Origin of the sequence: Devosia insulae DS-56, from assembly GCF_000970465.2 — a bacterium.
Lineage (GTDB): Bacteria > Pseudomonadota > Alphaproteobacteria > Rhizobiales > Devosiaceae > Devosia_A > Devosia_A insulae.
Genome location: NZ_LAJE02000278.1, coordinates 1 through 14,678, shown reverse-complemented (window position 1 = coordinate 14,678; position 14,678 = coordinate 1). Strand labels below are relative to the sequence as shown.

General features: G+C 64.3%; 14 protein-coding genes and 2 tRNA genes. 2 read left to right on the top strand and 14 right to left on the bottom strand.

The window, feature by feature from the left end; genetic code table 11:
* Positions 1-52: 52 nt before the first annotated feature.
* The 8 genes from VW23_RS19350 to VW23_RS19315 form a co-directional block, all read right to left on the bottom strand.
* Positions 53-367 (bottom strand): four helix bundle protein, encoded by a 315-nt coding sequence (locus VW23_RS19350; RefSeq protein WP_342029932.1) that lies wholly within the window; start codon positions 365-367, stop codon positions 53-55.
* A gap of 89 nt (positions 368-456) precedes the next feature.
* A complete protein-coding gene (locus VW23_RS19345) occupies positions 457-1,068 on the bottom strand; it encodes an NADH-quinone oxidoreductase subunit C (RefSeq protein WP_069911180.1) in 612 nt (203 codons plus the stop codon).
* An 8-nt stretch (positions 1,069-1,076) separates the two neighbouring features.
* A complete protein-coding gene (locus VW23_RS19340; protein WP_055881654.1) occupies positions 1,077-1,652 on the bottom strand; it encodes a NuoB/complex I 20 kDa subunit family protein in 576 nt (191 codons plus the stop codon).
* Positions 1,643-2,008: an NADH-quinone oxidoreductase subunit A gene (locus VW23_RS19335; protein ID WP_055881655.1), complete on the bottom strand. Its 366-nt coding sequence runs from the start codon at positions 2,006-2,008 to the stop codon at positions 1,643-1,645. The genes VW23_RS19340 and VW23_RS19335 overlap by 10 nt, the downstream gene beginning before the upstream one ends.
* Positions 2,009-2,297: 289 nt before the next feature.
* Positions 2,298-2,840 (bottom strand): outer membrane protein, encoded by a 543-nt coding sequence (locus VW23_RS19330; RefSeq protein ID WP_069911179.1) that lies wholly within the window; start codon positions 2,838-2,840, stop codon positions 2,298-2,300.
* 251 nt (positions 2,841-3,091) lie between these two features.
* The gene (gene rpsU / locus VW23_RS19325) at positions 3,092-3,361 is read right to left on the bottom strand and encodes a 30S ribosomal protein S21 (protein ID WP_069911195.1); all 270 of its coding nucleotides are present in this window, start codon (positions 3,359-3,361) and stop codon (positions 3,092-3,094) included.
* A gap of 264 nt (positions 3,362-3,625) precedes the next feature.
* A tRNA-Asp gene (locus VW23_RS19320) sits at positions 3,626-3,702 on the bottom strand.
* A gap of 154 nt (positions 3,703-3,856) precedes the next feature.
* Positions 3,857-5,245 (bottom strand): FAD-binding oxidoreductase, encoded by a 1,389-nt coding sequence (locus VW23_RS19315; protein WP_069911178.1) that lies wholly within the window; start codon positions 5,243-5,245, stop codon positions 3,857-3,859.
* A 182-nt stretch (positions 5,246-5,427) separates the two neighbouring features.
* Between VW23_RS19315 and VW23_RS19310 the strand changes: the two genes are divergently transcribed.
* Positions 5,428-5,503, top strand: a tRNA-Val gene (locus VW23_RS19310).
* 121 nt (positions 5,504-5,624) lie between these two features.
* Here VW23_RS19310 and VW23_RS19305 read toward each other — a convergent pair.
* The 6 genes from VW23_RS19305 to VW23_RS19280 form a co-directional block, all read right to left on the bottom strand.
* A complete protein-coding gene (locus VW23_RS19305) occupies positions 5,625-5,900 on the bottom strand; it encodes an HU family DNA-binding protein (RefSeq protein ID WP_055881846.1) in 276 nt (91 codons plus the stop codon).
* A gap of 155 nt (positions 5,901-6,055) precedes the next feature.
* On the bottom strand, positions 6,056-7,255 hold the full coding sequence (gene tet, locus VW23_RS19300; protein ID WP_069911177.1) for a Tet(A)/Tet(B)/Tet(C) family tetracycline efflux MFS transporter: 1,200 nt from the start codon (positions 7,253-7,255) through the stop codon (positions 6,056-6,058).
* Positions 7,256-7,465: 210 nt separating this feature from the next.
* Entirely contained in the window at positions 7,466-8,368 is a 903-nt protein-coding gene (locus VW23_RS19295) for an aspartyl protease family protein (protein ID WP_069911176.1), read from the bottom strand.
* Between the two features lie 167 nt (positions 8,369-8,535).
* Positions 8,536-9,513 carry an SH3 domain-containing protein gene (locus VW23_RS29080; protein ID WP_084646319.1) on the bottom strand — a complete coding sequence of 326 codons (978 nt, stop codon included), beginning with the start codon at positions 9,511-9,513 and terminating at the stop codon, positions 8,536-8,538.
* Positions 9,514-9,664: 151 nt separating this feature from the next.
* A complete protein-coding gene (lon, locus tag VW23_RS19285; RefSeq protein WP_069911174.1) occupies positions 9,665-12,106 on the bottom strand; it encodes an endopeptidase La in 2,442 nt (813 codons plus the stop codon).
* 214 nt (positions 12,107-12,320) lie between these two features.
* Positions 12,321-13,457, bottom strand: a complete 1,137-nt coding sequence (locus VW23_RS19280) for a citrate synthase (RefSeq protein WP_069911173.1) — start codon at positions 13,455-13,457, stop codon at positions 12,321-12,323.
* An 88-nt stretch (positions 13,458-13,545) separates the two neighbouring features.
* On the opposite strand from VW23_RS19280, the gene VW23_RS19275 reads away from it, so the two are divergent.
* Entirely contained in the window at positions 13,546-14,631 is a 1,086-nt protein-coding gene (locus VW23_RS19275) for a citrate synthase (RefSeq protein WP_069911172.1), read from the top strand.
* The last annotated feature ends 47 nt before the right edge of the window (positions 14,632-14,678 follow it).

Here is a 14,678-nt window from a genome sequence, read left to right as displayed (position 1 = left end):
TCGGGCGAGTAGCGAGTAGCCAATAGCGAATGGAGGGAACTGGGGTCATGTTTTACTTTGCAGTGATCGGATCAGGGGATCGCAGCATCCGGCCTATCTCGTCGCACTGCCCCAGGATTGGGGCTGTGTCCGCCTCGCTCAGAAGAGCGACTCGCTGCGCCAAGATCAGATGCGTTTCCAACTCCTTCAGAGAACCCTGAGCAACTCGCAAGAACTGAATGAACGATGCCGTTCCATCCCTGCCATGCCCCTCGGCAATGTTGGCCGCTAAAGAAGCTGACGCTGGTCTGATCTGAGAGGTCATGCCGTACGCCTCCATCTGTGGGAAGCCCTTGGTCACCTCGTAACACCTGACTGCTAGCTCAATTGCGGCCTTCCAAACCAGAAGGTCCCTGTATGAGTTTATCGCCGTTCTGCTCTCCTTTCGCTACTCGCTACCTACTATTCGCTAGCTCGCTAGCCTTTTGCTTTCTCGTCGCCCGGGAGCACGTAGTCAGTGCCTTCCCACGGAGAGAGGTAATCAAACTGCCGGAACTCCTGAGGGAGCTTCACGGGCTCATAAACAACGCGCTTGCGCTCTTCGTCGTAGCGGACCTCGACATAACCGGTGGTCGGAAAATCCTTGCGCAGCGGATAGCCGTCAAAGCCATAGTCAGTCAGCAGCCGGCGGAGGTCCGGGTGGCCGGTGAACAGGATGCCGAACAGATCGTAGGTCTCGCGCTCGAACCAGTCGGCGCCCGGGAACAGCCCTGTGATCGACTGCACCGGCTGCGTGTCGTCGGTGGAGAGCTTCAGCCGCACCCGCAGGTTCTGCTTGGGGCTCAGCAGGTGATAGACCACGTCGAAGCGCTCTGCGCGCTCCGGATAGTCCACCCCACACACGTCGGTAATGCCGACGAACGCCTCGTGATCGTGCAGGAACGTCGCGACATCGATGATCGCGTCGCGCTGCACCGAGAGCGTCAGTTCGCCGTAAGCCAGCTTGTGGTCGATAATCTTTTCGCCGAGCGCGTTGCGGGCGCGTTCAGCGAGCGCCGCGAGCGGTGAAGGAATGGGGCCGTCAGTCATGGCCGGTCCTAACGTTCGATCGTGCCGGTGCGGCGGATTTTCTTCTGCAGCAACAGGATGCCATAGAGCAGTGCCTCGGCGGTCGGCGGGCAGCCCGGGACATAGATGTCGACGGGCATGACGCGATCGCAGCCGCGCACCACAGAATACGAATAGTGATAGTAGCCGCCGCCATTGGCGCAGCTGCCCATCGAGATGACGTAGCGCGGCTCCGGCATCTGGTCGTAGACCTTGCGCAGCGCCGGGGCCATCTTGTTGGTCAGCGTGCCGGCGACGATCAGCACGTCGGCCTGCCGTGGCGAGGCGCGCGGCGCAGTGCCGAATCGCTCGATGTCGTAGCGCGGCATCGACATCTGGATCATTTCCACGGCGCAGCAGGCGAGCCCGGTCTGCATCCACATCAGCGAGCCGGTGCGGGCCCAGGTGATCAGCTGCGACGCCGTCGAAACCAGAAAACCCTTGTCGGCGAGCTCGGCGTTCACGTCCGCCATGAACGGATCGTCGGCGCCGATCGGCTTGTTGGTCCGTGGGTCGATCAGCCCCTTGGGCTGCGGCGCGACCAGCGTCTGTTCACTCAATCCCATTCCAGCGCGCCCTTCTTCCATTCGTAGATGAAGCCGATGGTCAGCACGCCAAGGAAGATCATGACTGACCAGAAGCCGAACCAGCCGACATCGCGGAACGCCACGGCCCAGGGGAACAGCAGCGCCACTTCGAGATCGAAGACGATGAACAGGATCGACACCAGGTAGAAGCGCACATCGAACTTCATGCGCGCATCGTCGAAGGCTTCAAAACCTGCTTCGAACGCCGACACCTTCTCGGGGTCGGGTCGCTTGTAGGCAACGATGAAGGGGGCAACCATGAGGGCCAGGCCGATAACGGCAGCCAGACCGACGAATATGATGATCGGCAGGTAGTTGCTGAGCAACTCGTTCATTGTGCAGCCTAATGGTCGGGCCGGCTGGAGTGGCCGGCTCGCGCGGCCAGACGGGCAATTTTGGGCCCGCGAGACGACGCGACTTCGTGTGGCACGGGCTTAGCCCACGCCTTGCAGCGATTCAAGAAAAACTAATGTTGATCATTCCGCTCAACTTAGTACGGAAAACCGGCTGAGACGCCCTGCCCGCAACGGTCTTCCGGCTATTGGTGCCGCGAGAGTGTTCCACTCATGGTTGGGGCACCGCAAAACGCAATGCTGCGCTTGCCAATGGCGCCCCCGGACTCAGCTAGAAATGGAACCGCGCGCCGAGGCTGAACTGGTCCTTGGCGTTGCCGCCCTCGAGGTCGAAGCCACGCAGGTATTCGGCGTTCAGCGAGATGTCGTCGGTGACCGCATACTCGAGGCCGCCTCCGGCAAGGAAGTCGCGCTCGCCGGTGCCACTGAGTTCCATGCCGTAGCCGGCCGAGGCATAGGCCAACAGGTCGTCGGTCACCAGCACCCCGCCGCGACCAGTCACCTGGCCATAGGCCGTATCGATGGTGTCGCCAGTCAGCCCATGCAGGGCCACTTCACCACCAATGAGGAAGAAATCGAACTGCGCATTCACACCGGCGGCGATTCCCCCGCCGACCTCAGTGCCGCGGACCGGGCTCGACTGCACCACGCCATAGACGCCGGCATAGAAGCCGCTCCAGTCGAATCCGGTGGCGACAGGGACCGCGACCTCGCTCGAGCCAACCGGCACAGTGATCAGATCAGAAGCCGTCGCAGCGCCGACCATGGCCGCCAACAACGTTCCTGCAAACACCAGTCGCAATGGCACCAGCATGGCCGGTTTCTCCTGGATCGCCTCCAACAGTTCTAAATGCACAACACGCATCCGCGGTTCCGTCAGGATTCGCGGAGACGTACATCAGAAATGTGGTGCGGCGGCGGCCATTGCAAGGACAGCCGCCCCGAAAACCGTAACACGCCGGCTACACGAGATCGTTCCAGCCACTGCCTTCAACCTTGCCTGACAGTCGGCATGAAAAAACCCGCCGATGTGGCGGGTTTCATCTGCTCGTCGATGCGCAGCGGCTAGCCGCCTCGAAGCGCCGAAGGCGCCTGGGCTCTCTGAAACGCCGGTTTCTTCACCGGGGCAGCGATCAGGCCTTCACGAATGGCGGTCTTGCGAGCGGCCTTGCGGCCCCGACGTACTGCCTCAGCGGCTTCACGAACCCGCTTTTCTGACGGCTTCTCGTAATAGCTGCGGAGCTTCATCTCCCGGAACACACCCTCACGCTGCAAGCGCTTCTTGAGTACCTTGAGAGCCTGATCGACATTATTGTCGCGAACGAGAACCTGCAAACATTGTCCTAACGTGGGTGGCGGCTTCATGATTGAAGCCACTTCGAACGCCAATGCGTTCGCCGCGCTAATACCACGCGTCAGCCTGAACATCACCCTCTGAGTTGGATGCGGCACGGAAGCGATCGCCAGCAATGCCTCGGCCAGCGTTCAGTCAGAACAACACGGCATAAAAAGTGGGAACATGTCGGCGGGGGAAGTGAGACCATCGCTCGAAAGCGATCAGCGCCACCCAAAGTTCATCAATGATTTGAAGAAAAAGGGTGGCGCGAGAGACGGGGCTCGAACCCGCGACCTCCGGCGTGACAGGCCGGCGCTCTAACCAACTGAGCTACTCCCGCAGCGCTTGCGAACCAGTCGTCCGCGCAACGTGGCGTCCGTTTAGAGGGCGGGTCGGAGAGTGTCAAGCGCCGAAACCGGGTCGCCGGCATACTTTCTTCCGGCTTTTCCACGTCTGCCTGCAAATGCCTTTGCCGACTGGCGTTTTCCGCCCGTTTACGCCCCGGCAGCGGCCGGCCGGATGTTGTGGTTGTGCCGGAACACGTTGTCGGGGTCCCACTTGGCCTTGAGCGCACGCAACCGCGCCAGCTTTTTCTCGCCGAACGCTGCGTCGACCCGCTCCTGCCCCTCGTTGCCGATGTAATTGAGATAGACCCGCCCGGTCGACCATGGCTTCAGCACCGAAGCGATCTGTTTGACCCGCGCCGTGTTGGCGGCGTTATCCGCAGGATCCGTCCAGCCGCAGATATAGTGCACGTTCCACGGCGCCGTGCGCATGCCGAAAGCCGTGGCCTCCTCATCGACGCGCGATGGCGCGCCGCCTCCAGGAACGAGGATGACTGCCGACTGCGGCGAGAGCGGCGTCAGCGCCAGCGCTGCATAGGCGTCGATCGCCTCTTCCGGCAGCTCGTTGAGGAAATCTGCCGTCCAGTAGTTCTGCGAGCCCGGAAAGTTGCCGCCCATCTTCTGGAACTCGGTATAGGGCATCGGCTGCACCAGGTCGGCTGCCGGCGGTCCGAAGGCGCGGAACGGCGCCAGCATCGTGATTCCCTCATCCACAGCGCCGATATAGATCACTTGTACGACGACGATCGGCTTGCCACGTGCCGGTTGCGGCACGAACGGCGCATCCGGCGCGGTAGTGAACACCATCCCCACACCCACCTCATCCGGCGCCTTACGAATGAAGTCGCGCAGGTTACGCAGCACCGCCGCAGCCATCGGCGCGGGGTACATCAACGCGCCGGCGAGGACGATCGGACCCAGCTGGTGCAACCGGAAATGAAACGCCGTGACGATGCCGAAATTGCCGCCGCCACCGCGTAAGCCCCAGAACAGATCCGGGTTCTCGGTTTCGGACGCAATCACCTTGCGACCGTCAGCGGTGACCACCTCGGCCGAAATCAGGTTGTCGCAGACATAACCGAACTTCCGCTCCAGCCAGCCACTGCCGCTGCCCAGCGACAGCCCGGCGATGCCGGTCGTGGGGTTACGGCCACCAGTCAGCGCGAGGCCATGCTTGGCGGTCGCCGCATCGAACTCGCCCCAGTTGAGGCCAGCCTCGGCCCGGCAGGTCCGGGCGACGGAATCGATCCGAATATCCTTCATGCCACGCAGGTCGATGCAAACGCCGTTGTCGCAGACGGCCGAGCCGGTGACCGCATGGCCGCCGCCGAACACCGATACCGGCAGCCCCTCGCGACGCGCCAGGGTGAGCGCCAGCACCACGTCGTCGGCGCTGTTGCAGCGCGCGATCAGGGCCGGCCGGCGGTCGATCATGCCATTATAGACGCGGCGCGCCTCGTTGTAGCTGGCATGGTCTGGGTGGATGAGGGTGCCCGCAAACCCGGGCAGATCAAGGCGGCCTACCTCGGCAATCGACATCGAGCCCTCCCCGGCCTCAGTCCGACGAACCGTCAGCGTAGTCGCGCCACTCTACAGGGGGATACCGCTTGGGCACAGCGAGATTCAGCGGCACGGGTTGACGACCTGCGGCCGAGACCCTAGTTAGTGCGCCTTCGTCGCGGCCCCGCGTCGCCAATAGCGCGACCCCAGGGTTTGCTGACGGGCGGTTAGCTCAGTTGGTAGAGCATCTCGTTTACACCGAGAGGGTCGGCGGTTCGAGACCGTCACCGCCCACCATTTCCTTAAAGCCCCGCGCACCTGCTGCCACCACGGGAGAGCCGGGTCCCCTGCCCCAAAAAGCAAATGGCCCCGGCGACGAGCGCACGGGGCCATGTGGTCTGTCGACCGGAACGCGATCTTAGTTGATCGCGTCCTTGAGGCCCTTGCCGGGCTTGAACTTGGCCTGGTTGGAAGCCGGGATCTTGATCTCCGCGCCCGTTGCCGGGTTGCGACCGATCGAGGCCTTGCGCTTGGAAACGGCGAACGTACCAAAGCCGACGAGACGGACTTCTTCGCCCTTCTTCAGCGACGCGGTGACGGCGTCGAAGACGGCATCGACAGCCAGTGCAGCGTCGGCCTTGGTCAGGCCCGCCTTGTCGGCGACGACGCCGATCAGATCGTTCTTGTTAGACATAGCGTTTCCTCACTGTGGGATGCCCGCCCTTGGGAGGCGAACCAAAACGCCGTGACCCTTCTTCGATTCTGCTCAGAACGCAAGGAAATCCGGGCTTTTCCGCAAGTGAGGCACAGCAATTCTGTTAATGAAGCGTCAATTCTGGCTCAACTTTGTCAGCCGTCTGGCGTCACTGTGGCAACACGCGTCCGACGGATGCCCAAAAGCAGCGGCAACGCCAGCAAATACACAGCTCCGCCGACGATCCAGATCAGTCCCGGCCAGGTCGGTTTGAGGGCAAAATACACCGCCGAGAAGAAGATCGGACCGAACACCGCCGAGAGGCTGACAAGGCTCGCCAGCACCCCCTGGAGCTTGCCCTGATTGTCGCCATCAACCTGCTGCGTGGTGAGCGACTGCAGCGCCGGCATGCCGATGCCGCCGAGCGCGAACAGCGGCGCCAGTGCGAACAGGATCCAGCCCTGCGTCGCAAAGCCGAGAATCAGCAGTGCCGTGAGCTCGCACGCCATTCCCAAAACCATGGCCCAGCGCTCGCCCAGCCGCGCCGCGGCAGGGCCGGTCAGCAGCGCCTGCGCGCCGGCATGGAACAGCCCGAAGGCGCCGAGCGACAGCCCGATCATCAGCCCGTTCCACTGGAACATGTCCTGGCCGAACAGCGCCCAGATGGTGCCGTACATGGTGCCGACGAAGTTCATGATGACGAAGATCGCCATCAGCGGCAGCAGCGAGGTGAAGCTGAAGGCCCAGCCGAGCGGCCGGAACGGGTTGAGCGTGGCGAAATCGAACTTGGCGCTGGCATCGCCCGGCCGTGATTCCGGCAGGACGAACAGCGCCAGCGCGAAGTTGACCGCGTTGAGCCCGGCCGCCACCAGGAACGGCGCCCGCACCCAGATATCGCCCAGGATACCGCCGATCACCGGCCCGATGATGAAGCCTATGCCGAACATGGCGTGGAAATAACCGAAGCGCTTGGCGCGCTCCTCCTCGGCCGAAATGTCGGTGATATAGGCGGTGGCGACCGCCATGTTGGCGCTGGTGATCCCGGCAATGGCGCGGCCCACCACCAGCATCCAGAGCTCGGGCGCGAACGCCATCACCAGGTAGTCGATCGCCGCGCCGGCCAGCGACACCAGCAGCACCGGGCGACGGCCGTAGCGGTCGCTGAGCACCCCCAGCACCGGTGAAAACAGGAACTGCATCGCCGAATAGAGCGCCAGCATGATGCCGATGATCATCGTCACTTCGCCGGTATGGGTCACGTCCTCGAGCAGGCGGGGCAGAATCGGGAAAATCAGCCCGATGCCGACCGCATCGAGCGTCACCGCGGCCAGAATGATGATCAGTGCCTTGTTCAATTCAGGGCCCTCCAGCCGGCTGACACGCGGGGCGTGTTCTATATTCGTTCTCGTTTGGCGTTGCAAACGAAATGCCAGAAGCGCTCTCCGGAGAAGCTGCAGACCTTGCCGCTTCGAAAGCGCAATTCGCTCTAAGTGGTGATCACGCGGGCGTTACACCAGAGCGAGAGTGCGTGAAGGACGTGAGGCAAACTGGCGAGGGATGAACAGCTAGTCGGCGGCCCCGTGCGCCTCGATCACCCAGCTGCGGCCATTACTCGGATCGAACGCCAGCGTCATCTGCAGCAGCACGGGCAGGCCGACCAGCGGCCGCCCGGCCTTGAAGAACCTGACCATTGGGTTGTTCAGGGTGACCGGTCCGATCTTGATGTCGCCGGTGACCTGCGCCTCGTAGACCGGCTGACTGCCCGACGCCGACACCACCCTGCCGATCTCTTTCAGGGTGCCGCCGACGCCGAGCTTGTCGGCCAGGTCCAGCGGCAGCATCAACGCGGAATCATTGCCGCTATCCAATATGGCGTCGACCGTTCCGCCCGGCAGCACAATGGGTATGGACGGTAAACCAGCGGCGCCTTCGCCGAGATACGGCATGCCGGGGCCCTGCATCGACGCGATTGCCGTTGCCGGCAGGATGCGCAACTCGGCATTCCGAAAATCCAGCAGCACCAGCTTTCCCGGGAAGCTGTTGGGCCCGAAGATGCCGACCTCGTCGGTGCTGCGGTAATCGAAGACATTGGCCGGTCCGTCGACAATCGGCGCGCCGCCAAGCCGCACGCCGACGAGGCGCGTCTGGTAGCCCGGCACCGGAATGCCGGTGTTGCCGTCTATCGACGTCGACGGACCGATGCGCGGCAGCTCGAACGGTTCTGCATAGGCGGTGTCGAGGATGTTGTCGTTGGTGCCGGTATCGAACACCACCGGCGCCGGCGGATGATCGCCGATCCGCATCATCACCAAGGGGCGCTTGGAGGACAGATAGACCGGAATAACCGCCTCTGCTTTGGACGGCCGCCGCGCCAGGGCATCGCCCGCCCAGGCGGCGCACAGTGCCAGACCACCAACGATCGCGCCCGCGGCGACCAGGCAAGTGAGCGATCGCCTGGTGAAAGTCATCTGGCCGGTGTCCTCGGTTAGCGCTGTCCTGCCCAATCGGCGCGGCGAGCCAAAGCAGATATCGGTTGCCGCATGATTGCGAAGCGCCCCGGGCACCGTCGGGCTGGTGAGAAGGGTATGGAAACGGCGCCCGCACGGGCGCCGCTTGTTCGTGTGAAGCCCTGCGGTCAGTTCACGGCGATGAAGGTGCCGTCCGCCTTGAAATAGCAGTTGAAGAACGTCGTACCATCAGGGCCGTCGAACCAGCACTGCGAGACGTAGAGCTTGCCGCTCTTGAACGCCACGTTGGTGGTGATGTCCTGCGGGCGCACGCCGAACTGCGCCGAGGCTTCGCCCGTGCAGTAGCGCGGCATCATCGCCACAGGCACGCCATCGTCGGAGCTGACCGGCGGCTGGCTAGTCGGCGGCGGGGTTACCGGGCGCGACGGGCCCGGCGCCCGGGTCGACTCGTGCAGGTACTTGCCGGAGACCCAACCGTTGAGGCCGGTCTGATCTTCGACGCGGCACCAGCGGGTTGAGCCGTTCATCTTGCAGCCGAGGTTGCGGATCACGTCGCCCTCGTCGAGCACACCCAGCACCGACGCTCCAGACGCGGCCGAGGCGCGCACGTTCAGCGTGTCACCGCGCCCGAGGCCATGCACCTGCCAGAAGTCCGGTCCGCCGGCGAGGCCATCGGCAAAGTCGGGAGCCGGCTTGCTGGGCGTCGGCTTGCTCGGCGCCTGCGCGGCTGCCTTGCCCTCGACGGCGATAGTCAGGTCGTAATTCGCCGCCTCGCCCCGGCGCGCCGCATTTCGCATCAGGTAGACGTCGACCTTGTAGTCGCCGCTCGACGGAATGACGAACGATGTACTGGTGCCCGAGGTCGAGCCGATGAACAGCGCCGCCGACGCTCCTGGTGCCGTGATGTTGAAATAGTTGCTGGTATTGTCGGTATCGAGCTCGACGCTCATCCGCTGCCCGGCGCTGACGCCCACAATGTAGCTCACGCTCTCGTAGCCGGCGATGCTGTCCTCGATCGACGTGCTGCTCGCGCCGCGCTTGAACTTCACCGTCTCGGTCCGCGTGTCCTGGGCGAACGACGATCCTACCAACGAGATGACGGCCGCCAATAGCGTCGCGATCCCCAAAGCCCATGTGCTTCGCATTTGTTTCTCCAGCGCTGTCCAAGCTGCAGCTAGTCGGACGTCCGTGAAGATTTCGTGGCAAACTACCTGAACCTTTGCCCTAACTCCGCGGCGCACAAACGAAAACGGCGCCCGAGGGCGCCGCTTCCAGTTTCATCGATCAAAGACCGGCTCAGTGCGGCAGGCTCGCGCCGCTCTCGTCGCCGTCGACCGAGCTCTCGACCACCGGCACCGCGGCCGGCTTGTCGTCGTCATACTTCCACTCGATCGGCTCGGGCTGCCGGATCAGGGCGCGGCTCAGCACCTCGTCCATCCGGCTCACCGGGATGATCTCCATGCCCTCGGTCACGTTCTTCGGGATCTCCTTGAGATCCCGCGTGTTCTCCTCGGGGATGAGCACGGTCTTGATGCCCGAGCGGAGCGCGGCAAGGAGCTTTTCCTTGAGCCCGCCAATGGGCAGGACACGGCCGCGTAGCGTCACTTCGCCGGTCATGGCGATGTCATGCCGCACCGGAATGCCGGTCATCAGCGAGACGATCGTCGTGGCCATGCCGATACCGGCCGACGGGCCATCCTTCGGCGTCGCGCCTTCCGGCAAGTGCAGGTGGATGTCGCGCGTATCGAACAGCGGCGGCTTGATGCCGAGATCGACAGCCCGCGAGCGGACGTAACCCGATGCGGCAGTGATGGATTCCTTCATCACTTCCTTGAGGTTGCCCGTCACCGTCATGCGACCCTTGCCGTGCGTCATCACGCCTTCGATCGTCAGGATCTCGCCCCCGACCGAAGTCCAGGCAAGCCCCGTCACCACGCCGACCTGCGGCTCGGCATCGATCTTGTCGTTCCGGAAGAATGCCGGCCCGAGATATTCCTCGAGCAGCTCCGGAGTGACGACGACCTTGGTCGACTTCTTGACCAGGATGTCACGCACCGCCTTGCGCATCAGCTTACTGAGCTCACGCTTCAGGTTACGCACACCGGCTTCACGCGTGTAGTTGCGGACCACGGCCATCAGTTGGTCATCGTCGATGACGAATTCCTTGGTCTGCAGGCCGTTCTCCTTCAGCGTCTCCGGGATCAGGTGGCGCCGGGCGATCTCGAACTTCTCCTCTTCGGTGTAACCCGAGAGGCGAATGATCTCCATGCGGTCCATCAGCGGGCCGGGGATGTTGAGCGTGTTCGAGGTGGTGACGAACATCACGTCCGAGAGGTCGAAATCGACCTCGAGGTAGTGGTCGGCGAACGTATTGTTCTGCTCCGGATCGAGCACTTCGAGCAGCGCCGAGGACGGATCGCCACGGAAGTCCTGGCCCATCTTGTCGATCTCGTCGAGCAGGAACAGCGGATTGTTCTTGCCCGCCTTCTTCAGCGACTGGATCACCTTGCCCGGCATGGAGCCGATATAGGTCCGGCGATGGCCACGGATCTCGGCCTCGTCCCGGACGCCACCGAGCGCCATGCGGATGAACTCACGGCCGGTCGCCTTGGCGATCGACTTGCCCAGCGAGGTCTTGCCGACGCCCGGAGGGCCGACGAGGCAGAGGATCGGACCCTTCAGCTTGCCGGTGCGCGACTGCACCGCGAGGTACTCGAGGATGCGCTCCTTGACCTTCTCGAGGCCATAGTGATCCTCGTCCAGCACCTGCTCCCCATAGACCAGGTCGCGCTTGACCTTGCTCTTCTTGCCCCACGGCAGCGTCAGCAGCCAGTCGAGATAGTTGCGGACCACCGTCGCTTCAGCCGACATCGGGCTCATGGTCTTGAGCTTCTTCAGCTCACCATCGGCCTTGATCCGGGCTTCCTTCGACAGTTTGGTCTTCTTGATCTTCTCTTCGAGCTCGGTCAGCTCGTTGCTGCCTTCCTCGCCGTCGCCCAGCTCGCGCTGGATCGCCTTCATCTGCTCGTTGAGATAGTACTCGCGCTGCGTCTTCTCCATCTGCCGCTTGACGCGGGAGCGGATGCGCTTCTCGACCTGCAGGACACCGATCTCGCCTTCCATCAGGCCAAGAATCTTCTGCAGCCGCTCGGCCACCGAAACGGTGCCCAGCAGCTCTTCCTTCTGCTCGATCTTGATCACCAGGTGGCTGGCGATGGTGTCGGCAAGCTTCGAATGGTTGGTGATCTGGCTGACGGCGTTGACCACCTCGGCCGAGATCTTCTTGTTGAGCTTGACGTAGTTCTCGAACTCGGACTGCGCGGAACGCGCCAGCGCCTCGAGCTCGGTCTCGTCTTCCGCCGGCTCCGGCAGGGTCGTCGCTTCTGCTTCGAAGTAGTCGACGGTCTGCAGGTACTGGTCGATCTTTGCCCGGCGCAGGCCTTCGACCAGCACCTTGACGGTGCCATCGGGCAGCTTCAGCAGCTGCAGTACGGAGGCGATGGTGCCGGTGGCATAAATCTCATCAGGCGACGGATCGTCATCCTGGGCATTCTTCTGGGTGACGACGAGAATGTGCTTATCGTCGCGCATCACTTCTTCGAGCGCCTTCACCGACTTTTCGCGGCCGACGAACAGCGGCACGATCATGCCCGGAAAGACAACGATATCGCGTAGCGGCAGCACGGGGTAAACCCGATCGCGATCGAATCCGGCGCCGCCTTGGGTAACGTCCGACATATTTGGTCCTTTCCTGGGCGCAGGGCTCGTTTCGGGAGGATGGGCGAGCCCGCGCCCGTCTAGCAATCGGGCCGGTCCCCACGATGGGCGGCGAGCCTGATTCTGCTGATTAAATAGGGCGCCCGCGGCAAAGGGCAAGTCAACCTACCCGTAATGACGGGTATGCCCGCAATGCGGCACTACTGTGTGCTGCGGCTGCATCAGCCGGAGGGCCTCAGGTCGCCTCGACGGCCGGCCCGACATAGCGGGCGCGCGGGCGGATCAACTGGCCGCTCGCCACCTGCTCCAGCATATGCGCCAGCCACCCTACAGTGCGGGCCAGCGCAAAGATGGTGGCCGGGGCATGCGGCGGCAAGTCATAGGCGGCGCTCACCGCCGCCAGCGCGTAATCCACATTGGGCCGATCACCCAGCAGCGCCTCGGCGGTCAGCGCCAGCCTGCGGAACGATGCGGGCACCTCGATCGCCGCCAGCAGCGCCTCGGCGCGGAGGTCGCCGCGCGGATAGAGCCGGTGGCCGAAGCCGGGGATAACCCGCCCTTCTCCCAGCCATTCGCGCAAACCGTCGCCCGGCCGGTCGGCGTGGGGGCCGATGTCGAGCGCCAGTGCCAGGACCGCCGCAGCGGCAGTGCCATGCCGCGGGCCGGTGAAGGTGGCAAGCCCGGCCAGCGCGCCGGCCGGTAGCGATGCGCCGGTGGAGACGGCGACCCGCGCTGCGAAGGTCGAGGGATTGAGCTCGTGATCGGCCAGCAGCACCATGGTGCGCCGCAGGACCTCCGCCGCGCGGGGGCGCCCCAGACTGTCGGCCAGGCGAACGTGCAGCGGGCCGGCGCCGGCGCCCAGCATGGCGTCTGCGACACATCCGAGCACGCCCGCCGCCTCGCCGCGTAACTGCCATGGCCCGAGGCCCGAACTCGGAACACCCAAAACCGCTCGCTCCGCCAGCGCTGCGAAAGCCGCAGCCATCGGTGTCGCGGCGACGGGCCCAGGCGCGCTTGCCGGCAAGCTCCACGGCCCGTCCCATAACAGGGTGGCGACATCCTCGAGCGTCGCTGTGGTCGCCAGTTCGATCGCATCCACGCCACGATAATAGAGCCGCCCGCCACTGACCGTGGAGATGGCCGACGGCAGCACCGGGTCGCCCCAGCTGATCGCCTCCGAGGCCACCGTGGCAGAACTCCGCCGGCCGCGTGCCCGCGCAGCCAGCCGGTCTACGTCTTCCTCGCGATAGAGGCTCCGCCGCGTATCCGCCGGATCCGGTTTCGCCCGGATGCGGCCCCGGCTGACGCTCGCATAGAGCGACTGCGGCTTTGAGCCGAGCCGCGCCAATGCCTCCGTTGCGCTAAGCCACATGTTGACCTCAGACGTTGATCAATATGATCAAGATTGACGTCAATGTTAGCGTGCCTACCTTGGTTTGCAAACAGCCAAGGAGGCTCAGATGAGCAATGGACTCGAAGACGTTGTCGCCGCAGAAACCATCCTCTCGGATGTGGATGGGCTGGCGGGTCGGCTGATCATCCGTGGCCAGCCGCTCGACGCGCTGACCGGATACGCGAGCTACGAGCAGGTGCTGGCGCTGCTCTGGGATGGCTTCTTTGCCGACCTGCCCGAGGATCTGACCACGCCGCTGGCGAACGCCAGGGCGGCCGTGTACCGCGTCGTTGAACGCGAACAGTCGCTGCTGGCCGAGCTGCCGGTCTACGATGGCGTTCGCGCCGTGATGGCGCGGCTGCCCGACGACACTGATCTGGAAACGGCGCTGCTGCTGACCGCGGCTCCTGCCGTCGCCCTGCCGGCGGCGATCCGGCTGCAGGCCGGCAAGCGCCCGCGCGCGCCGCAGCTCGGCCTTGGCCACGCCGCCGATATGCTGAGCATGCTCGGCGACGTGGCCGCCGATCCGGCGCCCGCCGCGGCGCTCGACAGCTACCTCGTCACCGTAGTCGACCACGGGCTGAACGCCTCGACCTTTGCGGCCCGTGTGGTGGCCTCGACTCTCGCCGGTCTCAACTCATCAGCACTGGCGGCCTTGGGCGCCTTGAAGGGCCCGCGGCATGGCGGCGCGCTCGGGCCCGTTCTCGACATGCTCGACGCCATCGGCACTGCCGACAAGGCCGCGGCCTGGATCGAGAACGAGCTGGCAAACGGCCGGCGCCTGATGGGCTTTGGCCATCGCATCTACCGGGTGCGCGATCCTCGTGCCGATGTGTTGAAGGCCGCGCTTGAGCGGCTGACCCGGTCCGGCGCGGTCGATACCACCCGCGTCGAGTTGGCCCAGCAGGTCGAGGCGGTGGCGCTGGCGGCGCTGAAGCGCCACAAGCCCGACCGGGTGCTCGCGACCAATGTCGAGTTCTACCCGGCGCTGCTGCTCGAAACGCTCGGTTTCCCGCGCTCGGCGTTCACCGCGATCTTTGCCGCCAGCCGCATCGGCGGCTGGATCGCCCACGCCAGGGAAGAGGCCGCGAACGGCCGGCTGATCCGGCCGAAATCGCTGTACGTCGGGCCGGTGCCGAGGGTGGCGGCGTAGATCGGTCTCTCTTAGGAGCCGGTGGGAGCTGACCCCCACCCCTGTCC